This is a genomic window from Arthrobacter sp. 135MFCol5.1 (assembly GCF_000374865.1).
Classification (GTDB): domain Bacteria; phylum Actinomycetota; class Actinomycetes; order Actinomycetales; family Micrococcaceae; genus Arthrobacter.
The window spans coordinates 131,732-153,992 of sequence record NZ_KB895457.1; the positions used below are offsets into that span (position 1 = coordinate 131,732).

22 protein-coding genes are annotated in these 22,261 nt (G+C 65.3%); 11 read left to right on the plus strand and 11 right to left on the minus strand.

Going from position 1 to position 22,261, the window contains the following annotated elements:
• The first annotated feature begins 27 nt into the window (after positions 1-27).
• The 4 genes from C563_RS0111550 (at position 28) to C563_RS0111565 (ending at position 4,317) form a co-directional block, all read left to right on the plus strand.
• The gene (locus tag C563_RS0111550) at positions 28-444 is read left to right on the plus strand and encodes an acyl-CoA thioesterase (RefSeq protein WP_018762213.1); all 417 of its coding nucleotides are present in this window, start codon (positions 28-30) and stop codon (positions 442-444) included.
• A 66-nt stretch (positions 445-510) separates the two neighbouring features.
• On the plus strand, positions 511-768 hold the full coding sequence (locus C563_RS0111555; protein ID WP_018762214.1) for a PLDc N-terminal domain-containing protein: 258 nt from the start codon (positions 511-513) through the stop codon (positions 766-768).
• Positions 769-851: 83 nt separating this feature from the next.
• Positions 852-3,083 (plus strand): McrB family protein, encoded by a 2,232-nt coding sequence (locus tag C563_RS0111560; RefSeq protein ID WP_018762215.1) that lies wholly within the window; start codon positions 852-854, stop codon positions 3,081-3,083.
• Complete coding sequence (locus C563_RS0111565; RefSeq protein WP_018762216.1) at positions 3,070-4,317, plus strand: restriction endonuclease; 1,248 nt, start codon at positions 3,070-3,072, stop codon at positions 4,315-4,317. Before C563_RS0111560 ends, C563_RS0111565 begins: the two co-directional genes overlap by 14 nt.
• An 11-nt stretch (positions 4,318-4,328) precedes the next feature.
• On the opposite strand, the gene C563_RS0111570 is transcribed toward C563_RS0111565, so the two are convergent.
• Positions 4,329-5,984: a sensor histidine kinase gene (locus tag C563_RS0111570; RefSeq protein WP_026264705.1), complete on the minus strand. Its 1,656-nt coding sequence runs from the start codon at positions 5,982-5,984 to the stop codon at positions 4,329-4,331.
• 94 nt (positions 5,985-6,078) lie between these two features.
• On the opposite strand from C563_RS0111570, the gene C563_RS0111575 reads away from it, so the two are divergent.
• Positions 6,079-6,843: a response regulator transcription factor gene (locus C563_RS0111575; protein WP_026264707.1), complete on the plus strand. Its 765-nt coding sequence runs from the start codon at positions 6,079-6,081 to the stop codon at positions 6,841-6,843.
• Here C563_RS0111575 and C563_RS0111580 read toward each other — a convergent pair.
• The gene (locus C563_RS0111580; protein WP_018762219.1) at positions 6,816-7,226 is read right to left on the minus strand and encodes an Hpt domain-containing protein; all 411 of its coding nucleotides are present in this window, start codon (positions 7,224-7,226) and stop codon (positions 6,816-6,818) included. The genes C563_RS0111575 and C563_RS0111580 overlap by 28 nt on opposite strands.
• 247 nt (positions 7,227-7,473) lie before the next feature.
• Between C563_RS0111580 and C563_RS0111585 the strand changes: the two genes are divergently transcribed.
• On the plus strand, positions 7,474-8,691 hold the full coding sequence (locus C563_RS0111585; protein WP_018762220.1) for a glycosyl hydrolase: 1,218 nt from the start codon (positions 7,474-7,476) through the stop codon (positions 8,689-8,691).
• Positions 8,692-8,817: 126 nt separating this feature from the next.
• Here C563_RS0111585 and C563_RS0111590 read toward each other — a convergent pair whose 3' ends face one another.
• Genes C563_RS0111590 through bioB form a run of 4 tightly spaced genes read right to left on the minus strand, consistent with a single transcriptional unit; the run spans position 8,818 to position 11,093 of the window.
• On the minus strand, positions 8,818-9,276 hold the full coding sequence (locus C563_RS0111590; RefSeq protein ID WP_018762221.1) for a very short patch repair endonuclease: 459 nt from the start codon (positions 9,274-9,276) through the stop codon (positions 8,818-8,820).
• An 18-nt stretch (positions 9,277-9,294) separates the two neighbouring features.
• Positions 9,295-9,729, minus strand: coding sequence for a pyridoxamine 5'-phosphate oxidase family protein (locus tag C563_RS0111595; RefSeq protein ID WP_026264709.1), 435 nt, complete (start codon positions 9,727-9,729; stop codon positions 9,295-9,297).
• 51 nt (positions 9,730-9,780) lie between these two features.
• On the minus strand, positions 9,781-10,077 hold the full coding sequence (gene bsaP, locus C563_RS21140; RefSeq protein WP_018762223.1) for a biotin synthase auxiliary protein BsaP: 297 nt from the start codon (positions 10,075-10,077) through the stop codon (positions 9,781-9,783).
• Positions 10,074-11,093 (minus strand): biotin synthase BioB, encoded by a 1,020-nt coding sequence (gene bioB, locus C563_RS0111605; protein ID WP_018762224.1) that lies wholly within the window; start codon positions 11,091-11,093, stop codon positions 10,074-10,076. The genes bsaP and bioB overlap by 4 nt, the downstream gene beginning before the upstream one ends.
• Positions 11,094-11,310: 217 nt before the next feature.
• Between bioB and C563_RS0111610 the strand changes: the two genes are divergently transcribed.
• From C563_RS0111610 to C563_RS0111625, 4 genes are all read left to right on the plus strand, one after another.
• Positions 11,311-13,038 (plus strand): purine-cytosine permease family protein, encoded by a 1,728-nt coding sequence (locus C563_RS0111610; RefSeq protein ID WP_018762225.1) that lies wholly within the window; start codon positions 11,311-11,313, stop codon positions 13,036-13,038.
• Positions 13,039-13,236: 198 nt separating this feature from the next.
• The gene (locus tag C563_RS22575; RefSeq protein WP_196803330.1) at positions 13,237-13,914 is read left to right on the plus strand and encodes a DUF6318 family protein; all 678 of its coding nucleotides are present in this window, start codon (positions 13,237-13,239) and stop codon (positions 13,912-13,914) included.
• A 470-nt stretch (positions 13,915-14,384) separates the two neighbouring features.
• Entirely contained in the window at positions 14,385-14,852 is a 468-nt protein-coding gene (locus C563_RS22775; RefSeq protein WP_018762227.1) for a PKD domain-containing protein, read from the plus strand.
• A 122-nt stretch (positions 14,853-14,974) separates the two neighbouring features.
• Positions 14,975-16,045, plus strand: coding sequence for an alkene reductase (locus tag C563_RS0111625; protein WP_018762228.1), 1,071 nt, complete (start codon positions 14,975-14,977; stop codon positions 16,043-16,045).
• Positions 16,046-16,276: 231 nt separating this feature from the next.
• Here C563_RS0111625 and C563_RS0111630 read toward each other — a convergent pair whose 3' ends face one another.
• Positions 16,277-16,594: a hypothetical protein gene (locus tag C563_RS0111630; RefSeq protein WP_018762229.1), complete on the minus strand. Its 318-nt coding sequence runs from the start codon at positions 16,592-16,594 to the stop codon at positions 16,277-16,279.
• Between the two features lie 128 nt (positions 16,595-16,722).
• Here C563_RS0111630 and C563_RS0111635 point away from each other — a divergent pair, with 128 nt between their 5' ends.
• On the plus strand, positions 16,723-19,173 hold the full coding sequence (locus C563_RS0111635; RefSeq protein ID WP_018762230.1) for a Tex family protein: 2,451 nt from the start codon (positions 16,723-16,725) through the stop codon (positions 19,171-19,173).
• A gap of 28 nt (positions 19,174-19,201) precedes the next feature.
• Here C563_RS0111635 and C563_RS0111640 read toward each other — a convergent pair whose 3' ends face one another.
• The 4 genes from C563_RS0111640 to C563_RS0111655 form a co-directional block, all read right to left on the minus strand.
• Positions 19,202-19,945, minus strand: coding sequence for a DUF2071 domain-containing protein (locus C563_RS0111640; RefSeq protein WP_018762231.1), 744 nt, complete (start codon positions 19,943-19,945; stop codon positions 19,202-19,204).
• A gap of 100 nt (positions 19,946-20,045) precedes the next feature.
• Positions 20,046-20,825, minus strand: coding sequence for an isocitrate lyase/PEP mutase family protein (locus C563_RS0111645; RefSeq protein ID WP_018762232.1), 780 nt, complete (start codon positions 20,823-20,825; stop codon positions 20,046-20,048).
• Positions 20,826-20,941: 116 nt separating this feature from the next.
• Complete coding sequence (locus C563_RS0111650; protein WP_018762233.1) at positions 20,942-21,337, minus strand: DUF1622 domain-containing protein; 396 nt, start codon at positions 21,335-21,337, stop codon at positions 20,942-20,944.
• A 66-nt stretch (positions 21,338-21,403) separates the two neighbouring features.
• Positions 21,404-22,261 carry an SDR family oxidoreductase gene (locus C563_RS0111655; RefSeq protein WP_026264712.1) on the minus strand — a complete coding sequence of 286 codons (858 nt, stop codon included), beginning with the start codon at positions 22,259-22,261 and terminating at the stop codon, positions 21,404-21,406.

Here is a 22,261-nt window from a genome sequence, read left to right on the forward strand (position 1 = left end):
GGCGGCCGGATCGAAGTCCTGGTGCCCATGCGGTGGGGCGACATGGACGCCTATGGCCACATCAACAACGTCCAGATCGTACGCATGCTGGAGGAGGCGAGGATCGCAGCCTTCGGACCGCCCCGGGGCGCCGGCCTGCCGGGCATCGAGCCGCACGTGTCCCTCTTCAATGACCTTCCGCCCGGAACCTTGGCCCTGGTGGTTGACCATAAGATCCGGTACGTACGGACACTCGAGTACCGCAACGTCCCGGCCGTGGTCCAGGTATGGATCGGCGCCGTCAAGGGGGCCAGTTTCGACATCCACTACGTCCTCCAGGACCCCGTCAGCAGGGAGGACTGCGTGAAGGCCAGCAGCCACCTGGCGTTCGTGGATGAAGCCACCGGCAGGGTACTGAGGCTCACCCAGGAACAAAAGGACCGGATGGCCCCGTACAGGCACTAAGCCCCTGTACAAGTCCGGCCGGACCTACTGGACTGGACCTACGACGGACAGCGAAAGGAAACCCTGATGGCCAGGACTAAGAACCGTGCCGCGCGGAAGAAGAAGACATGGAAGGAGATGTCCCCTTCCGGCAAGGCGGGCACCATCCTGACGGCGATTGTGCAGGTGTCCCTGCTTATTGCCGCCCAGCGGGACATCTCCCGCCGGCCTGCGGAGCTCATCAACGGGCCGAAGGCTGCCTGGCGGGCGGCCTCGTTCGTCAACTTCATCGGACCCATGGGGTACTTCGTCTTTGGCCGGAAGCGGTCTGCCGGCGGCGCCTAAACCGGCAGGCGGGGACGGCAGGCGGAGACGGCAGCCAACCGGCGTGGAGCCGCCGCCCAGCTTGACCCTGTAAATTTGAGGGCATGACCCCCACCGCCATTGCTGCCATGACCCGCGCCCTCGGCATCTCCAGGGAGATCGAAGACGCAGCGTGGTTTGTCCTGGGCCCGGGCCTGCAGGGGAAGGCGTCGCCGCTGGACGGGCGAACCCGGACGTGGTCGGTCGCGGCGGCTTCAGAGCTTCTGGACCGCCTGGAGCGGGGTATTCCGGACGCCAAGGCGCCGATGATGACCAACCTCCGCGAGAACCTGGGCGGCGCCACCCGTGGAGCCAAGCAACTGGCGGTGGAGCTGCTCTTCCTGCAGTCCCTGCCGCTGGCCCACGAAGTGAAATCCCTCAAGGTCAAGCGCGCCCGCGTCGCCGAGGCCGCCGGCTGGCTGGAGCCGCCGCTTGAGCTTCCCGAAGAGCTTTACGCGGGCATGACGGACCACGGCGTGATCCGCGACCGGACGGCTGAATTCAACTGGACCATCTGGGACCACCTCAAGTGGCTTTGCCGGTTCGTCCGGAACGTCGCACAGCGGCCGGCCGCCGTGGTGCAGGCCGCCATCAAGGATCCCCTGCAGTTCCACCGCCTTGCGGCCTCCACGCCGGATGACCAGCCTGCCATCCGCCGCAGCATCGAATTCCTGGCGTGGCCCAGCTACTTCGAGCCCGTGGTGGCGGATGTGGAGCGGCAGGAAATCCGTGACGCGTTCGCCTCGCTCGTGGGCGGGGCCAACGGCGACAGCGAAGAGGACATCACCGCGGACATCCACCGCATCCGCCTGCACCTGGACGAGCAGGCGGGCCAGCGCATCGACTGGTACTCCCGGCAACTTGTCAGCCAGTGGCGCAAAGTCGGGGACCCCGGACGGCGGGCCTGGCTGCTCCGGACCCACGGCGACCACCCCGAGCTCCTCACAGCCTGGCACGCGGAGGAGAAAGTGACCCTGGACGTCGAACATCTCCGCCCCCTGGAGCCGGGGGTCAGTGCAGGCGTGGTCCAACACGCCGTGGACGAGGACTACAAGCACCTTGGCTACGTGGAGCGTGAGGACACCAAAACCGCTGCCCTGGCGTTCCTTACCGTCATGAAGCCCGGGGACCTGGTGCTCTACCAGCACGCCGGTACGGTGCGGCTGGGTGGCGTGCTGGGGGAGCCGGAGTACAACGACGACAACCGCCGGCTGCGGCGCAAGGTGCGCTGGTTCGACGACGGCCACGCCACCACCAGCCTGCCCCGCCACGTCCAGCGCCAGCTCAGCACGCCCGGCATCGTCGTGGACGCCACCAGGGTGGTGCAGGCGCTGCAGGCGCTCCTGCCCGCAGAAGCGGAGACCGAGCCAGACGCCGAAACCGAAGGCGCCGCCGTCGTACCCCCCGTCCAGGAAGGCTTCCGCGCACTGACGCCCGAGTTCGCCGCGTCCCTGCACATGGAGCTGGAACCGCTCCAGGAGATCGCCGAGCTGCTTGAGGAAAACCGCCAGGTGGTCCTCTACGGTCCGCCCGGCACCGGCAAGACCTACCTGGCGAAGCACCTCGCGGCGGAGCTGGCGGATGACACCACGGACGAACGGGTCAAACTGGTCCAGTTCCACCCGTCCTACGCCTACGAGGATTTCTTTGAGGGATACCGGCCGGACAAGACCGACGACGGACAGGTCTCCTTCAAGCTGGTGGCCGGCCCCCTGCGCCGGCTGGCGGAAGAAGCCGCGAAACCCGGGAACGAGAAGAAGCCGTACTTCCTCATCATTGACGAGATGAACCGCGCCAACCTGGCCAAGGTGTTCGGCGAGCTGTACTTCCTGCTGGAATACCGCGATGACCGGATCTACCTGCAGTACAGCCCCAACGAACCCTTCACGCTGCCGGACAACCTCTACATCATCGGCACCATGAACACCGCGGACCGGTCCATCGCCATGATGGACGCCGCCATCCGACGCCGTTTCTCCTTCATTGAGCTGCACCCGCAGACGGAGCCGGTGAAGGGGTCCTTGCTCCGGTTCCTGGCGGCCCGGCAGCTGGACACCACCCCGGCTCTGTTGCTGGATGCGCTCAACGGTGCCATCGACGAATGGGACCGGGACCTGATGATCGGGCCGTCCTACTTCATGAAACCGGCAGCCCAGACCCCGGCCGGGCTGCGCCGGATCTGGAAATACGAGCTCATGCCGCTGCTGGAGGAGCACTACCATGGCCAGCTGACCAGGGCCCAGCTGGAGGAACGTTTCGGGCTGGACCAGCTGCTGGGACGCCTTGCAGCGCGCTGACCCCCGGGCGTCCGTCCGGCACCTGGTCCTGGACGAGCTGTCCGGCGGCATGGTGGAGCGGCTGGACGCGCCAAGCGCGTCCTTCCTGAACGCCAGCGGCCTGGCCAGGGCCTCGCCCATGGGCATGGGGTTGTACCGGATCGAGCCGGTGGGCAAGGTGGGCTCCGTGCGGACCCCAACGGTGCAGCTCGACGTCCGGCCCAAGGACCGGCTGGGTCTGGGCAGGCTCCTGTTCCTGCTCAGCTACGCGGGGGAACAGGGCTTTCGCCCGGACGCCGTGGCCGCCGACGAAGAACGCGACCTGTGGAGTGCGCTGGCGGAATCCCTGGCGCAATTGGCCGAACGCGCCTTGGGCCGCGGCGTCCTGCAGGGCTACCTCACGGTGGACGAATCCTTGCGGACCGTCAAGGGGCGGATCCGGATTTCGGACCAGATCTCACGCCGGCCGGGAATGCTGGTTCCCTTGGAGGTCTCCTACGACGAGTTCACCGAGGACATCGCGGAAAACCGGATCCTGCGGGCGGCCCTGGAACGAATGGGGCAGGTGCCCGGCGTGCGGCCGGAGGTGCTGGGCCGGCTGCGGCAGCTGAAGGGAAAGCTCGACGCCGTCACCCGCCTTCCGTCCGGGGCGCCGGTTCCGCCGTGGAAGCCAACCAGGATGAACCTGCGCTACCACGCCGTCCTGCGCCTGGCCGAGCTGATCCTGCGCAACGCCTCCGCGGAATCAGGCGAGGGCAAGCAGCAGACGGCCTCATTCGTGGTGGACATGGCGCAGGTGTTCGAGGATTTTGTGGGCACCGCGTTGCGCAGCGCGATGGCCGCCTACCCGGGGGAGCTGCGGCTTCGCTACAACGCCCTGCTCAGCGAGGCCGTGCGCGATTCCGACCGTTTGTCCGTCCGTCCGGACGCCGTGCACCTGCTGGGTGGGCGCCCCGTGGTGGCCTACAACGCCAAATACCGGGCAGCCTCCGACGCCGGTGCTTCCCTGACAGCTGACCACTACCAGGTGCTGGCGCACTGCACCGCCCTTGCGGTGCCTACCGCCTGGCTCGTCTACGCCGGGAAGGGCGAAATGAAACTCCGCCGGATCCTGAACACGGACATCGACATTGTGGAGTTCCCGCTGGACCTCAGCCTGCCGCCGTCGGACATCCTGGACTCCATTCGGGACCTTGCCCGGCAGTCTTGGGGCGAAGTCGCCCGCGTTTCGGCAAGCTCAACCACCGGTGGTTGAGCCGGTCGAAGTCAGACCGGCACCCGGAACGTAAACGTCGTCCCCTTGCCGAGCGTGCTGTCGACGTCGATGGTCCCGCCGTGGGCCTCGACGATCGCCTTGCTGATGGGCAGGCCCAGCCCCACCCCGGGGATCGCGGTGCGCCGGACGTTGCTGGTGCGGAAGAACTTGGCGAAAACCTCCGACGCGTCTTCCGGGCTCATGCCCATGCCCGTGTCCGATACCCTGCAGGCCAGGTGTCCGTCCTCCTGCGCCAGCGAGACCACCACCTGGCCGCCGTCGGGGGAATACTTGATGGCGTTGGACACCAGGTTGTCCAGCACCTGCGAGATCCGGGCGCTGTCCACGTGGGCCTCGAGCTGCGGCGGAGTTTCGGCACGCAGCTCCACCCCGGCCGCGGCAGCCCGCGGCATCGCCGAGGACACACTGCTTTGCACCAGTTCGGCCACGTCAACGGTGTGGGGTGTGACGATCAACTGGCCGTTCCGGCTGGACAGCAGGTCCGAGACCAGGGTCAGGAGCCGCTCGGAATTGCGGTGGATGATCTCCAGCATCTCCCGCTGCGACTGGTCCGGTTCGTCCGCGAGCAGGATCTCGACGTAGCCCAGGATGGACGTCAGCGGGGTGCGGAACTCGTGCGAGACGCTGGAGACGAAGTCGTCCTTGGCGGCGAGGGCGTTCACCAGGTCCGTGACGTCGCTGAAGACGATCACGGAACCGGCGAAGCGGCCGTCGGAATCCTTCATGGGCCGGGCTGTGGTCACCAGGGCCCGTTGTTTGCTTCCTTCACCCAGCCACACCAGGTAGTCGGTGAAGGTTTCCCCCAGGACGGCGCGGCGGACCGGACGTTCCGCCACGGGGACCAGGGTCTTCCGGTCCGGGCCGAAGACCAGGAGCTGGGACTCGTTGGGGTCCGCAATATCCTTTGGCCGTGCCAGCTCGTGGTTGGCCCGCTGCTTCCGGTTCATCAGCACGTCGTGGCCGTCGGCGTCCACCGCCAGGACACCAAGGTGCACGGTATCCAGGACGGTGTTCAGCAGCGACTCCTGCCGCTTGCTGGTGCGCAGGCTGGCCCGCAGTTGCTCGTCCTTGTCCTCCAGTTGGTTCTGCTGGCGCATCATGCTCAGCGTCAGGACGCTGACGGACACTCCAATCCCCAGCATCATGACGGGCAGCAGGAGGGACCGGGCGAAGTCCTGCGGGGTGTAGTTGCCTTTCAGGAGCAGCGGCACCCAGATGATGGCCAGTGGACCCAGGAAGGAGAACCACAGTGCCGCCTTGGGGTAGTACCCGGAGGCGCAGAGCCAGATGACGGGGAACACGGCCAGCAGGCTGATTCCGGTAAGGCTTTCCTGCCCGCCTTCGCGGCCTGCACCGATGGAGATGAAGTCCAGCACCGGGATGGCCAGGAAACTGGTGTACGGCAGCCGGTCCCACGGGATGGCGTAGCAGAGCGCCATGAGCACCAGCTGGGAGATGAGGAACGTGACGAACAGGGGATTGTCCATGGTGTCCGGGAAGAACGCCCACACCAGGAATGCCGTGAGGAGAGTGGTGACGAACAACGGCATCTGGCTCAATGCCACCCGGTCCGTCAGCCGGTATTCATGGAAGGGCCGCTTGAAAAACCGCAGCCGACCGGATGACCAGGCCGTCGGGGCGCTCATCGTTCGGTAGACGCGGAAGTCGGGGTGTTCGAGACCATACCAGCAGGATATCCGCAGCCAGCTATACTTCTGAAGTTGGCACTGAGGGGGCTCTATGAGTGAGGCACGTGTGGGTCTGGTCATCGAAGATGACCACGACATTCGGGAACTGGTTCGCACTGTGCTGACCCAGGCTGGATTTGACGTTACCGTCGCCAGTGGCGGCGCTGAGGGCGTTTTGATGGCCAAGAGCCTGAATCCTGACGTTATTACGCTGGATTTGGGACTGCCGGACATTGACGGCTTTGAAGTTTCCCGGCAGATCCGGGAGTTTTCGGACGCCTATATTGTGATGTTGACGGCGCGTACCGAAGAGCTGGATACGTTGATCGGGCTCGAATCGGGTGCGGACGACTACCTCACCAAACCGTTCCGGCCCCGGGAGCTCCGTGCCCGGGTCGCGGCCATGATGCGGCGCCCACGGTCCGTTCCGGACTCCGGCGACGTCGCGGTGGACCCGTCGTCGGACGGCGCCGCCCACCCGGAGCGTGGAAACTTCAGCCACAACGGCCTTGAGTTGAGCTACGCGTCCCGCACCGTAACCGTCGACGGCACGGAAATGAACCTGACCCGCACCGAATTCGAGCTGCTGTACGCGCTCCTTGAGGCGGGCCGCACGGTCCGGACCAAGTCGGACCTGGTGCGCCGGCTCCGGGACGAGGATTACGACGTCGGCAGCTACATCAGCGAGGCTGACGAACGTTCCGTCGAAGTCCACATGGGAAACCTTCGCAAGAAGCTGGGCGACTCGCCGCAGCAGCCGCGGTGGCTGCAGACAGTCCGCGGGGTCGGTTACCGGTTGGCGCCGGGACAACACTGAGCCTGTAACCGGTGGATGGTCTGCCGGCTGCACTGGGTGATGGGCCGCAGGAACGTCGCCGCCAGCCTCGGCAACGCCACCGACATGTCAGCGTGGCGGGCCTCGGCCCTGATTTCGGCTTCCAGGTCCTGGGCCATGCCCGCCAGCCGTTCAGCACCGACCATTTGGCTTGCCGTCTTCAGGCTGAGGACCGCGTCCATTGAACCTTCCAGGTCACCCGTGGTGAGGGCCAGCCTCAGCTTTTCCAGCCGCTCCGGGAGGTAGTCGATGAAGTTGGCCACGAAGACCCGGCCGTAGCCCTCTTCCTCCTCAAGCTCTTCCCGCAAACGGTCCAGGACCGATGGGTCCACCAGCGGTCTGGGTGCATCATCTGAGGTGCTCATGACACTCCTTTCGGCTGACACTGCGGACTCTGGAACCACGTGAAATTGCGGACTCTGGAACCACGCGGTTAGGCGTGGGAACCGGTGTTTGTTCAGGTTAGGACTGTTCCCGGGCGGCATCCGGGGTTGGGAAATTAATTGCGGGTTTCTTGATGAGATTGCGGTTTTTGGCCCTATCATCAAGCCAGTGCTTTTCGCGCTACCACACAAGCGGCCTGGCCGCCTTCAAATCTGGGGATAGATTGCCGTGTTTCGTTCGCTGAAGATTTTTGTCCTGGCTTTGTTGGTGGCCTCCGGATTGGTGGTGGCCGCGGTCCAACCAGCCAGCGCGGCCACCTCGCCTCAAATCACCCTCAACCCGGCGTCCGGTCCGGCCGGCTCCGCCGTGACCGTCGCCGGAACCGGGTTCAAGGCCTCCACTACCGGGACGGTGATTGTGGGTTCGGCGACTTTCGCGTTCCAGACCAGCTCCACCGGGGCGTTCAGTACCGGCATCACCATTCCTGCCGCGTCCACCGGAAGCATCACCATTGCCGCCAAGACCTCGTCCATCAAGGCATCCGCCACGTTCGTAGTGCAACCGGCGCCGGCCCCTCCCACCGTCAGCAGCGCGGCCCTTCGCTTCGGGGTGGCCAACGCCGGGGGGCCGTTGGCCGGCAGTGAGTTGGACGAGGTAGCCACCCTTGCCGGGGAAAGTCCGTCCATCCTGATGATCTACAAGGATTTCCTCCAAGCGCCTCCGGTGGCTGAGATGGACGCCGCCCGCTCCCGGGGTGCCACCCCGTTGGTCACCTGGGAACCGTGGGCGTGGGGTGGTGGGGTGAACCAGCCTGCCTACGCTTTGGACCGGGTGGCCGCCGGCGATTTCGACGCGACCATCACCCAGTGGGGCCAGTCAATCGCTGCCTGGGGCAAGCCGGTGATGTTGCGTTTCGCCCATGAAATGAACGGCAACTGGTACCCGTGGGCGGAGGGCGTCAACGGCAACCAGCCAGGCGACTACGTGGCCGCCTGGCGGCATGTGCACGACGTCGTCGCCGCCACGGGTGCCGCCAACGTCCAGTGGGTGTGGTCGCCCAACGTGCCCTACTGGGGGTCCACGGACCTGGCAGGTTTGTATCCGGGCGGGGGATACGTCGACGTCGTGGCCCTGGACGGCTACAACTGGGGCACGTCGCAAACCTGGAGCAGCTGGGTTTCACCCGTGGACCTCTTTGCCCCGGGCATCACCCAGCTCCGTTCCCTTGCCCCGGGGAAACCGGTCCTGATTGCCGAGACCGCCTCCAGCGAGCTGGGCGGTTCCAAGCCGACGTGGAACACGGACCTGGTGTCCTACCTGGCCGCGCAGCCAGACGTCATGGGCTTCGTCTGGTTCCACATGCAAAAGGAAACCGACTGGCGCATCAACAGCAGCGCGTCGTCGGCCACCGCGTTCAAGTCAGCCTTGTTGGCCCGGAGGAGCTAGGGGATAGGGGCGCTGCTCCGGAACGACGGGTGGCGGGCTGCCGTATCCCGGCAACCCAATGATCTTGTCCTGCCCGGATCAAGGACGGCGGCGGAAACAACCAAAGATTGCCTCAAGATTGCGGTGTCAGGGGCGGCCATCGAGGAACTCGAGCAGGTGGGTTTCGAGGGCTGAACGGTCCTTCATTTCGCACTCCCAGACGGTCAGCACCTTCCAGCCGGCGCTTTCCAGTTGGCGCAGTTGATCGGCGTCGCGTTCACGGGTGCGGGTGCGTTTTGCCTTCCAGAAGTCCGCATTGGCCTTGGGTGCGTGTTGACCCACCCGGCAGGTATGGAAATGCCAGAAGCAGCCATGGACAAAGATCACTTTGTGGCGCCCGGCGAAAACCAGGTCCGGATTGCCCGGGAGCTTGGTGCCGGCGGAGGTGCCGTGCAGGCGGTACCTGTAGCCCTTGGCGTGCAGGAGCCGGCGCACCAGCAACTCCGGTTTGGTGTCCTTGCCGCGGATCCTGGACATGTTCCAGCTTCGCCTCTCCGGGGAGAGCTTGTCCGCGGTGGGTTCGGCCGCGCTGGAGGTGCCTGGCATCTTTCCAGTCTAGGAGTGCTAGATCTCGCGCTCCGGCTGTTCGCCAAAAACGAAGTGCCTGCCGCTCACGGAGGAGGGGGTGATCTCCACGTAGAAGTCTTTGAGCGTGGGAACCCAGGTTTTCAGGCCGAGCTCTTCAATGGCGGCCAGCTCGTCCGAGTTGCTCAGCACGCGCGCCGTGCCCCGCAGCACAACGGACCACGCCTCAGCGGACAGGATGCCATCGGTCTCAAAAAGGACCCGGGCGTTGATGGTCAGCTGCGCCAGTTTGTTCCCTGGTGCCGTCCGGAGATAGACCTTCCGGTTCGACGTCACGTAATTCACCGGAAAAATATCGGGTTCGCCCGCAACGGAAACCACCAGCCGGCCATGTTGCGTGGCCGCCAGAAGCCGCCAGGACTGCTCATCGTCGAGTTCCAGGACGGGATTGCCGTCCGCATGTTCAAACATCATGCCGCCATTGTTCTCGTCCGGCTGGAAACGCACCAGAGTCCGGAGTCCCCTTTACGAAGCATGCAATCCGTGCCGGGAGCAACTGGCCCACCAGCCCAGCGGGGAAACCTGGACCCGGAGCCGGCGGCCGCACGACGCGCAGAAGCGCGGCGGTTCCAGCTGGAGAAGGTCCGCGCACCTGGTGTGGTGGTACGACGGCGGTGCGTCGCCGCCGTCGTCCTCCTCCTGCTTGGGCGGCGCGTTCTCCTCCGTGGGCGCGTTCCCGTGCAGGGAACGGGGCTGCAGTGGAAGTCCGCAGAGTTCGCAGTAGGGCGTCCCAGCTGAAGGGATCAGGTCCGGGGTGCTCACAGGGTTTTCTGCAATTCCTTGATGGGCATGTTCAGGTCCACCAGGAGGTTCAGGTCGGCGGTGGCCGGGCGGCCCAGGGTGGTCAGGTAGTTGCCGACAATCACGGCGTTAATGCCGCCAAGGAGGCCTTGCCGGGTACCGAGGTCGCCGAGGGTCAGTTCGCGGCCGCCGGCGTAGCGCAGCACGGTACCGGGCATGGCCAGCCGGAAAGCCGCGATTGCCCGCAGGGCGTCTTTGCCGTCCATGAGCGGCTGGTCCTGGAGCGGCGTGCCCGGCCTGGGGTTGAGGAAGTTGAGCGGAACCTCGTGTGGTCCAAGGGCCGCCAGTTGCGCGGCGAGTTCGGCCCTTTGCTCCAGGGTTTCACCCATCCCGATCAGTGCCCCGCAGCACAGCTCCATGCCGGCATCCTTGACCATGGCGCAGGTTTCCAGCCGTTCCTCGTAGGTGTGGGTGGTGACCACCTGCGGGAAAAAGCTGCGGGCGGTTTCCAGGTTGTGGTTGTAGCGGTGGACGCCCCAGCCGGCCAGCTGCTCCACCTGCCGGCGGGTCAGCATGCCCAGGGAGCAGGCGATATTGATGTCCACTTCCTGCCTAATGCGGTCGATGGCGAACTTGACCTGGTTCATGAGTTTGATGTCGGGGCCGCGGACAGCAGCCACGATGCAGAATTCCGTAGCGCCGGTGGCTGCGGTTTCCTTGGCGGCCTTAACCAGTTCCGGTATGTCCAGCCATACGCCGCGGACCGGGGAATCGAACAGCCCGGATTGGCTGCAGAAATGGCAGTCCTCGGGGCAGCCTCCGGTCTTGATGGAGATGATGCCTTCCACTTCCACGTCTTCGCCGCAATGCCTTAACCGGACGTGGTGGGCCAGTTCCAGGAGCGCCGGGAGTGCCTCGTCAGGAAGGCGGAGGACTTCCAGCAGCTGTTCCCGGGCCAGGCCGGCGCCCTGTTCAAGGACCTGCCGCCTGGCCGTTTCCAGGATGGAGTGGTCCTGCAAGGGAGGGGAATTCGTCATTGCTGTCCTTTGGCTCGCCTTCATGTCCTTTCCTTTCCGACGCTAGTTCGGTGCGCGCCTGCTGTTTTTGTGGACCGCATACAAGGCGGGATCACGGACTTTGTTGACACCTGCAGTCAATACTTAACGCCGCCGAAACAGTTCCGTGACCGCCCTGTCGTTTCGGCTGGATAGCGTCGCTTCGAGACGTTCCCCTCCCATCGAAAGAGACAGGCATATGAGCCAGGACCTGGATACCCAGCAGTTGCTGGAACCCGCGGCACCCGCCGGGGCCGCCGTCGTCGGACATCCTCCGGCGACCACGACGGCGGGCAACACCGCCGCCCTCAACGCCACCAAGGAAAGCCTGGAAGACTACACGCTCCGGTTCGCGCCGCGTTCCTACCGCAAGTGGAGCGCCGGGGTGGTGGCCACCAGCGCGCTGGGCGGCATCGCGTATCTTGCAGACTTCTCGATCGGCGCCAACATCGGCATTTCCTACGGAACGGTCAACGCGATCCTGGGGATTGTGGTGGCCGCCGTCGTCATCTTCGCCACAGGGTTCCCGCTGGCCTACTACGCTGCCCGCTACAACATCGACCTGGACCTGATCACCCGTGGCTCCGGGTTCGGCTACTACGGGTCCGTGGTCACCAACGTCATCTTCGCGACGTTCACCTTCATTTTCTTCGCGCTGGAAGGCTCCATCATGGCCCAAGGCCTGGAGTTGGGGCTCGGAATTCCGCAGTGGATGGGCTACGCCGCGTCCACCATCATCATCATTCCGCTGGTCATTTACGGGATGAACACCCTTGCCAAGCTGCAGGTGTGGACCACTCCGCTCTGGCTGCTCCTGATGGTGGTGCCGGTGGGGTACTTGCTCTTCTCCCACCCCGAGAGCATCGACAGCTTCTTTGCGTACACCGGCGCGTCCGGGGACGGCGGCCCCAACCTGGCGTCCGTCATGCTTGCCGCCGGGGTGTGCCTGTCGCTGATGGCGCAGATCGCTGAACAGATCGACTACCTCCGGTTCATGCCGCCGCGTACGGACGCCAACAGGGGAGCCTGGTGGCGAGCTGTCATCCTGGCCGGTCCGGGCTGGGTGATCTTCGGTGCCATCAAGCAAATCGTTGGGCTGTTCATTGCCATCTACCTGATCGCCACGCTGGACCCTGCCGCTTCGGCAACGGCCAACGAGCCGGTTCACCAGTTCCTGGGCGTCTACCAGGAAATGATGCCGGCCTGGCTGGCCATGACCCTTGCGGTGGTGCTGGTGGTCATCTCCCAGATCAAGATCAACGTGACCAACGCCTACTCAGGCTCGCTGGCGTGGACCAACTCTTTCACCCGGATCACCAAGACCTACCCGGGCCGGATGGTGTTCGTGGTGGTGAACCTGCTGATCGCCCTTGTCCTGATGGAAGCGAACATGTTCGATTTCCTCAACACCATCCTCGGGTTCTACGCCAACTGCGCCATGGCCTGGGTGGTCACGGTGGCGTCCGATATCGCTATCAACAAGTACCTGCTCAAGATCTCGCCCAAGGTGCCGGAGTTCCGCCGCGGCATGCTGTACGCCGTGAACCCGGTGGGATTCGTGTCCATGCTGGTGTCAGCCGGTGTTTCGATCGCTGTCTTCTTCGGGGCGTTCGGGGCCGCCATCCAGCCGTACTCGCCGATCTTCGCCGTGGGCCTGGCGCTGGTCCTTCCTCCGGTCCTCGCGGTGCTCACCCGGGGGAGGTACTACCTGCGGCGCACGGATGACGGCATTGAGCTCCCCATGTTCGACGCCGACGGCAACCCCAGCGACGCCAAGCTCCTCTGCCACGTGACCGGGATGGAATTCGAACGGCCGGACATGGTGCGCTCAGCGCAAGACGCCCCCGACGGCGGACCGCAGTACGTTTCGTCGCTCGCCTTGTCCACCGACAAGACAGGCGAACTGGTGCTGCCGGCCGCGAAATAGCAGTTCATTCTTTTCTTAGGAAGGAAGCCGGTGCCGTATGGCGCCGGCTTCCTTTATGACTTTTCCGTGCTGCGGGCTGGTGGTAGAACCGAGGACGTTGGCCTGTGGATAAGTCTTAGCGCCACATTGTGACCTGGGCTACCCTTAAGTCACTGTTCGGAGCAAGCCGTCTTGAAACTACTGGGGGAATAGCGGCCCATGACACTACAGAAGCCTTTTACGTCGCGCATTTTTTGGTCCCGTCCGCAGCGGTCCACCGCGGGGGCCCTTGTGATTGCGGGCTCGCTCCTGCTGGCCGGTTGCGCGGGCTCATCACCCGCAGATCCAGGCACAACCTCGCCGGCTGCATCGGAGAGCGCCACGCCAAGCGCCGCGGCCACCCCAACCCCGACGCCCAGCGCCGTCTACAAGCCGGCCGACGCATCCGGCCCCGCCCAGAACGTCCCCGTCCCCATGCTTCCTGATGTGGCAAAGACGGAGACGAAGGAAGGGCTCGAGGCGTTTGCTAAGTACTGGTACGCCACGCTTGGGTATGCCTACGAAACAGGTGAAATGGGACCTCTCGAGGCTGTTTCAGATTCGTCATGCTCAAGCTGCCTCAGAGTCAGGAAAGAGGTTACGGACTGGCACTCCAGTGGTCGTTGGCTGGAAGGCGGCCGTGTGAGCGTTGAGGCTGTCGACAGTAATTTTGTACAGAGCCAACCGTCCACATATCAAGCCATTGCACAGGTGAAGCAGGAAGCGATCATTTATCACCTGTCTGATGGAGCCGTGAAAGGGCGATTGGATGCACTGCCAACAACGCCGGACATCCTCGTGGCTAAGTTCGTTGGAAACGAATGGAAAGCTCAAACGGTCGAACACATGGTGAAGTAATGTGGTCACTTCTGCGTGGCAGGCCTTCGATCGTGGGACTTCTTGTGTGCTTGATATTGAACCTTTCCCTGACCACGGCGGCAGCGGACGATTCCCCGTCCATCGGCTCGGGATGGTCTGGCAATGGTGCAAACGTGGGTGGCGGTTGGCGCCCAAACCCGGCGACCGGCGTCTTCGAACAGACTGAGGACGGTGCTCCTGAGGCTGACCCGTACCAGTACAAGTATGAGTACCAGTGCGACCTCGATGGGGGCGAATTTGCTACCCCTTGTTTAGGTCGGGACCTCGCATGTAAAGGCGGACCTGAGGGCGAAGATGGTATTCCCGTCGTTTGGTACCGGGCCCCGGCCGGTATAACGAATCCAACGTGGACTTACCATTCTGGGCCTACCTGTTTCTTTGATGCCAAACCGGAGGATCTCCTGCCACGGATCGCTGCGGACATTCAACGGCAATTCCAGAACCTGCCTGTGAATGCGGGCAGCGTCGTGGCCCAGCCCAGCCCCAATACTCTGCGTGGCGCCGAAACCAATTTCTACGCGGAGGCCGTCGAGCAGCAGTTCGACATCACCATGTTCGGCCAGCAGGTCCATGTCGTGGCAACACCCGTCCAGTACACCTGGAACTACGGTGACGGGACTGTGTTCGGCCCCCAGCCGTCTATGGGCGGTCCCCTCCCGCAGGATCGGTGGGGAGAAAAGACGCGGACCAGCCACGCCTACGCCGCAACCGGGGATTTCCAGGTGGTGCTGACGACGTCCTTTCAAGGCACGTACTCGGTGAATTCCGGTCCACCATTGCCCATCCCGGGCCAAGGCCAGTTCAGCGCCCCGCCGCAAGGCGTCAGCGTCTGGCGTTCGCTCACCCGCAACTACGCGGACGACTGCAACGCCAACCCCCAAGGCCAAGGTTGCCCAGGTGCCGTGACACCGCGCTGAGCCCGCTCCCGGATCCGAACGCCCAAAGTCCAAGAATGTGATCCCGGTCCCAGAAGGAATAGTTGCACGCGCCCTACAGTTGGCATGGACAGTACGTCTCCAGCCTTCGAAAGGAACTGCGCATGCTGTTTTCCCCCCTCACCCTCGGCGAGCTCGAACTTCCCAACCGCCTGGTGATGGCGCCCCTGACCCGCCTCCGTGCAGGTGAAAAGGGCGTCCCGGGCCCGCTCCTGGCGGAACACTACCGCCAGCGCGCTTCCCTGGGCCTCATCGTCAGCGAGGGCACCTACCCTACTCCCGCCGGCCAGGCATACCCCGGCCAGCCCGGAATCGTCACCGAGGAACAGGTCGCCGGCTGGAAGAAGGTAACGGATGCCGTCCACGCCGAGGGCGGCCACATGTTCGCCCAGATCATGCACGGCGGACGGGTTTCCCATTCGGACATCACCGGGGGCCTGGAAATCGTCGCCCCCAGCGCGGTGGCCATTGACGGCGTCGTCCGCACTCCCGAAGGCAAGAAGCCGTACCCTGTGCCGCACGCGCTGACCACCGACGAACTCCCCATGGTCATCCAGGAATTCGTCAACGCCTCACTGAACGCCATCGAGGCAGGCTTCGACGGCGTGGAACTGCACTCGGCCAACGGCTACCTCCTGCACGAATTCCTGGCCCCCAACTCCAACGTCCGCACTGACAGCTATGGCGGATCACCGGAGAACCGTGCCCGCTTCGTCATCGAAACCGTCAACGCCGTGGTGGCAGCCCTCGGCGCCAACCGGGTGGGCCTGCGCATTTCCCCCGAGCACAACGTCCAGGGCATCTCCGAAACGGATGCAGCGGATGTCCGTGACACCTATGAGGTCCTGGTGGACAGCATCGCGCCGCTCAACCTGGCGTACCTGAGCATCCTGCACCACGAGCCCACCGGCGAACTGGTCCAGGACCTCCGCGAACGCTTCGGCGGCCCCTTCCTGGTCAACACCGGCTTCGGCGTGATCACCACGAAAGAAGAAGCCGTGACCCTGGTGGCCGACGGCCACGCGGACGCCGTGGTGGTGGGACGCCCGGCCATCGCCAACCCGGACCTGGCCCGCCGCTGGAGGGAAAGCCTTCCGCTGAACGAGCCGGACCCGTCCACCTTCTACGCAGAAGGCGCCACCGGCTACACGGATTACCCGGTGTACCAGGGCTAGGCATTTCTTCGGCCAACCCGAATCAAACGACGACGGCGGCACCCAGCGTGGGTGCCGCCGTCGTTGGCTGTCAGGGGTGCTGGTCCCGGGCAGCAGTGCCGCGAGGCCATCCGACGGCCTCCGGCTGAGAATTTATGTGGCCCGCCGGACTCCCTCGGAAGCCGGCGGTGATCAGATGATACTCCAACGAATGGACTCCTGCCAGAGCCACTTTGTGAGTCGGCATCCGGCTCACATCACGGCCTCACGGCCAGTGCCCTCCCGCATCAGCAGCCTGCCGTCCTCAATGGAGACCAGCACGCTTTTGGGCCTGCCGCTGACCTTGGTGATGGCCTTGAGCCCGCGGTTGGTGACTTCAACTCCCACCTGGGCGCCCTTGGCCGGAAGCTCCACCGAAACTTCAGAGGCGATGCCCAGCAACGGATTGGTGGAAACATCCATGTCCCTGCGCACAACTTTGCCGTTGACCGTCACGGTGATGTTGGCTTCTTCAAACCCCTCCTGAAACACGACAAGCAGTTCCCGCATGGTGGCCTCTTCCTCGAGCATGGGTGCCAGTGACTGCAAGACCACTACAGCACTTTGCGGGCCCGAGTGGAATACTCGCTTTTGCTGGCGCTTGCCGGTCAGTGCCGGCCGCGGTGGAGCCATGCGGGCCGGTAGGGCAAGATGTTCTGGTGACCCAACAGCCTGTGCCTTCCCCCGCTTCCACCTCCTCAGCCGTGACCGCCGAGGACCCCATCTACGGCCAGATCGCCGATGAACTGGGGGTCAAGGCCTGGCAGGTGAAGGCGGCGGTAGGACTGCTCGACGCCGGGTCAACAGTCCCCTTCATCGCCAGGTACCGCAAGGAAGCCACGGGGACGCTCGACGACACCCAACTCCGCGACCTCGACGAACGCCTCCGCTACCTCCGCGAACTCGAGGACCGGCGTCGAACAGTGCTTGAAGCGGTTGAGGCGCAAGGCCAGCTGACGCCGGAACTCCGCAGGGCGATCCTGGCGGCGGACACCAAGTCCAGGCTGGAGGACATCTACCTGCCGTTCAAATCCAAGCGACGCACCAAGGCCCAGATTGCCCGGGAAGCCGGACTGGAACCGCTCGCGGACGCGCTGCTGAAGCGCCCGGACCTCCACCCTGAACGGGAGGCCGCAAAGTACCTCAACAGTGAGCACTCCATTGGCGATGCCGCCGCCGCGCTCGCCGGCGCCAGGGCCATCCTGGTGGAGCGGGTGGCCCAGGATCCGGATCTTGCCGCCACCCTGCGGGACCGGCTGTGGAGCCAGGGCCGGATGGTGTCCCGCGTCAAGAAGGGCAAAGAATCCGAGGGCCAGAAGTTCTCTGACTACTTCGAATTTGCGCAGGCCCCGGACCGGATGCCGTCCCACCGGGTGCTGGCGCTGCTTCGCGGCGAGAAAGACGGCATCCTGGACCTGGATCTCGCCGAAGCCGATCCCTCCGACGACGCCGCGCTGACCGCCGCCCGGGCACGCTACGAGTCCGCGGTGGGCAGGTTCCTCGGCGTCGCTGACCGTGGCCGTCCCGCCGACGCCTGGTTGCTGCAGACCGCCCAGGTGGCATGGCGTTCCCGCGTCCTTGCCCGGCTCACCGCCGACCTCCGGGGCCGGATGTTCGCCGCAGCGGAGGACGAAGCGGTGCGGGTGTTCGCCGCCAACCTGCGCGACGTCCTCCTGGCCGCCCCCGCAGGGAACCGAGCCACCCTGGGACTGGACCCCGGGCTGCGGACCGGAGTGAAAGTCGCCGTCGTGGACGGTACCGGCAAAGTCGTCGCCACGGACACGGTGTACCCGCACGCGCCGGCGCGAAAATGGGACGAAGCCCTAACCACCCTGGTGCACTTGGCCCGCCGGCACTCGGTCGAACTCGTGGCGATCGGCAACGGGACCGCGTCGCGCGAGACGGACAAGCTCGCCGCGGAACTGATCAAGCTGCTGCCGGACGTGGACCGAAAGCCACAAAAGCTCGTCGTGTCGGAAGCCGGCGCCTCGGTCTACTCAGCGTCGGCGCTCGCAGCCGCCGAACTCCCGGGGATGGACGTTTCGCTCCGCGGCGCCGTGTCCATTGCCCGGCGCCTGCAGGATCCACTCGCCGAACTCGTCAAGATCGATCCCAAGTCCATCGGCGTGGGCCAGTACCAGCATGACGTGACAGCGTCCAAGCTGGACCGTAGCCTTGACGCCGTGGTGGAGGACTGCGTGAACGCCGTGGGCGTGGACGTTAACACGGCTTCACCCGCGCTGTTGAGCCGGGTGGCCGGCGTCGGACCGTTGCTGAGTGAAAACATCGTGGCGTACCGCAACGAACACGGGCCCTTCTCCAAGCGGACCGACCTGAAGAAGGTCCCACGGCTGGGCGCCAAGGCGTTCGAGCAATGCGCCGGCTTCCTCCGGATCACCGGGGGAGCGGAACCGCTTGACGCCTCGAGCGTGCACCCGGAATCGTATGCCGTGGCGAGGAAGATTCTGGTGGCCGCCGGGTCGGCGCCCGCGACATCCCTGGACCCCCGGAACTTCGTCGACGATACCTTCGGGCTCCCCACGGTCAAGGACATCCTGGCCGAGCTGGATAAACCCGGCCGGGACCCACGCCCCGCCTTCGCCGCAGCCACCTTCTCGGAGGGGATCGAGAAGATCTCGGACCTCAAGCCCGGCATGGTCCTGGAGGGGACGGTGACCAACGTTGCGGCGTTCGGGGCGTTCGTGGACGTGGGAGTGCACCAGGACGGACTGGTTCACGTTTCGGCCTTGGCCAACCGGTTCGTCTCCGACCCCCGCGAGGTGGTCAAGTCCGGGCAAGTGGTGCGCGTCAAAGTCTTGGAGGCTGATCCGGAACGGAAGCGGATTTCGCTGACCCTAAGGCTCGACGACGAACCGGCCGGCGGCGGGGCAGCTTCGGGGCGGCGCGGCCCGGGCGCCGGTAAGACGGAGCGGACCGGAAAGCCTGAGCGCGGCGGAAAACCTGACCGCGGCGAGCGTGGTGGCCGCCCCGACCGCCAACAGCCAAAGCAAGCGGCCGGAGCGCCCGGCTCTGTCCGGTCGGCTCCCAAACCCCAGCCCGGCAGCAATACGGCCATGGCCGAGGCGCTCCGGAAAGCCGGCCTGGCTTAGCAGCCTTGCGGTGGGCCCGGACACGCTGTTATCCGGGCCCACCGATCATGCGCGGCCGTCCGAACCTGGTCCGGACTCCCGGCGAATAGAGCACTGAATCCGGCGGCCCGTCAACAGTGATCCCGGCAGCTCCAATCAGTCCATCGGTTAGCTGCCGCACCTCCGCGTGGAAGAGCGGCCACGCCTGGTGGGTGTTCGGCACGTAGGCGGTCCGGCCCAAAAAGCGGCCGTGCATCCCGAACCTCGCGGTCAGGAAGACAGACAGGGAATCAGTGGCCGGCTCCCGGAGCTTGGGGACGACCACGAAGTCGCTCCGTGCTCCCGTGCTGCCAAACCGGCGCACGGTGTAGCCGACTGGAAATTCATCAGTGGACCCGGCAGCGTCTCCGCCGGGATGCTGTGTTCGGCTCCTGGCGTCCGGAAAGGGCGGACGTTGCCGGATACGCGACCAGACGTAGGGGATGCCAGCCGCCCGTGTGGCCAGGACCACCGGCAGCCGGTTCGCATCCAGGCTCAGGAACACCACTCCGCGGGTCCCGTCCGGCTCACGGGAGTACAGCCGGACGTTCACCTCGTTGAAGCTGCCCAAGTACGGAACGCCTGGGCCGCGCCCAAGCCCCGCCTGCTCCATGCGAAAGCCGATCAAACCCACCCAGGAACTGCCGTCGAACACGTCCGGCCGGATTCCCTCAGGCATGAACGCCGCTGCCTCCGCCTCCGGGATACGCCAGTGAAGGAAAACGGCCTCAAGCCAGCGTTGGTCGGAGAACACCGGCGCAGGAAGTTCCGGAGGCCGCGGCCACACTCCTGCCGCACTTGCACTTCCGGTCACAGTCAATCGACTCCTTCGCTGGGCACGGCCGCCGACGCTCCTAGTTCAAGGGACGCGTGTTCTCGGGAAGCTGTCCGCCGGCGAGCAACGCGGCCGCGGTGTCGGCCAGTGCAGTCAGTGCCACGCGCTGTGTCCACGGACCGTAGGAGATGCGGGCTACGCCCAGTTCCTGCAGCCGGGCCGGGGGAAGGGACCCGGGGACGTTGATGACGGAGACCTTGTTCCAGCCAATACCCTCGACCAACGCGGTGACGGTAGGCTCATCAAGCAGCCCGGGCACGAAGACTGTAGTGGCACCCACGTCCAGGAAGGCCCTGCCGCGGGCGATGGCGTCCGCGAGCACCTCGCCGGGGTCCCGGTCCTTGCCCTTGAGGAAGGCGTCGGTCCTGGCGTTAAGGACGAAATCGATCCCTTCCGTTGACGCGGCGTGCACCACTGCTGACATTTGGTTGACCGCATCCGCCAGCGGCCTCATCTGGTCCTCGATGTTTGCCCCGACGATGCCGACGCCGATGGCCTTGCGGGTGGTCTCCCCGGGGTTGCCGTAGCCGGACTCCAGATCGGCACTGACGGGAAGATGCGAGGCGGCGGCGATGCGGCCAACGGCGGCGATCATCTCGTCGACGGGAATGTTCTCGCCGTCTTCGTAGCCCAGCGAGGCCGCGATGGAGTGGCTTGCCGTGGCGAGGGCGGTGGTGCCCGGGACGTCCGTGATGACTTTGGCGGTGATGGCATCCCACACGTTGACCACTTGAAGGATCTCAGGGGCCTGATGGAGTCGGAGCAGTTCGGACGCTTTGGTGCGAAGAGTTTCAGCCATGGCTGAAGCCTAACGGACGTTGCAAGGGTAACGGCGGGGCGTAGCGCAAACCTGTATTCCCAGGCGCGGATTAGCCCCTGCCAGGGATGGGCCCGACGGCGCGGCCTCAGGCGCCCTTATCCGGCAGGGGCGGAGGCTCCGGGGTGGGCTGCCGCCGGGTCCTTTTGCCAAGGCCAGCGACCCGTGATCTCAAGCTCCAGGGAAAAGCTGAGGAAGGTCCTGATCAGCACAATGACGGCCAACACCCCGACGCTTTCGAACGTCGGAGTGACCGCGACAGTGCGGATGATGTCCGCAGCGACCAGTAATTCAAGGCCCAGGAGGATCGAACGGCCCAGCGACTGGCGGTAGGAGCGGTAGAAGCTCAGTCTCTTCGCCCCGGCCGGGACCTGCCGCGGCTGGTAACCGCGGATCGCCAGCGGGAGGGACACCAAGGCCCCAATCACCATGACCGCAACCCCTGCAAAATCGACCAGCTGGCCGGTGGCTTCAATGATCTGCCTGAATTCCATTCCCTGCCTTACTTAGAGCCTGGCATGTGCCGCCCGACGTGGAACCGACTGGGGCACGGGGCCGGGCTACGGATGGCGGCTGCCGTTCCCTGCGATGACGTCCCTGTACCCTTCCCGGAAGGTGGGAAACGTGAAGTTGAACCCGGTGCTTCGGAGCAAGTCGTTCCGGCAGCGCTTGTTGCCGCCGCGGGCGGGACCAGCATCGCCCGCCTGGGGTTCGGGCAGCCCGAGTTCGGACGCCAGGAAACGCAGTACGGCACCCAGATCGGCCGGTTCGTCGTCCACGCCGATGTAAACCGGAGCAGGGACATCCGCCATGGTGGCCAGGTGCACGATCGCCGCCGCGGCGTCATCCCGGTGGATCCTGTTGGTGTAGCGCACATCGTCCGGAATGACGGCGGAGCCGCTCCGCACCTGGTCGATCAGCCTGGTCCGGCCGGGTCCGTAGATGCCACCCAGCTTGAGGGCCGTGGTGGCGCTCCTGCCGGAAAGCCGGCCGTGCAGGAGCTCCTCGGCCTCAAGCAGCACCTTCCCGGAGAAACCACCCGGGTTCGGCTCCGTGGCCTCATCCACCCAGCCGCCCGCTGCGTCCCCGTACACCGCCGTGGAAGACACAAAGACGACGCGTTCCGGTGTCACGCCGTCCCGCTCCAGCGCATCCAGCACATGTGCCACGCCGCGTACATACGCAGCACGGTATGCCTCCTCTGAGGGGGCATCAGCCGCAACGGCGATGACGACGGCGGTGGTGTCCGCCGGGATCGGCGGCAGGTCTGCGGATCCCAAGTCTGCCGCGGCTCCCTCGATGGCTGGCGGCAGTTTTTCGGGGGACCGCCGCCACCCTATGACCCTGTGGCCAAGGGCGGCGAACCGCAGGCCCGCCTCGGTGCCCAGGTCGCCGCACCCTGCCAGCAAAACAGTCAT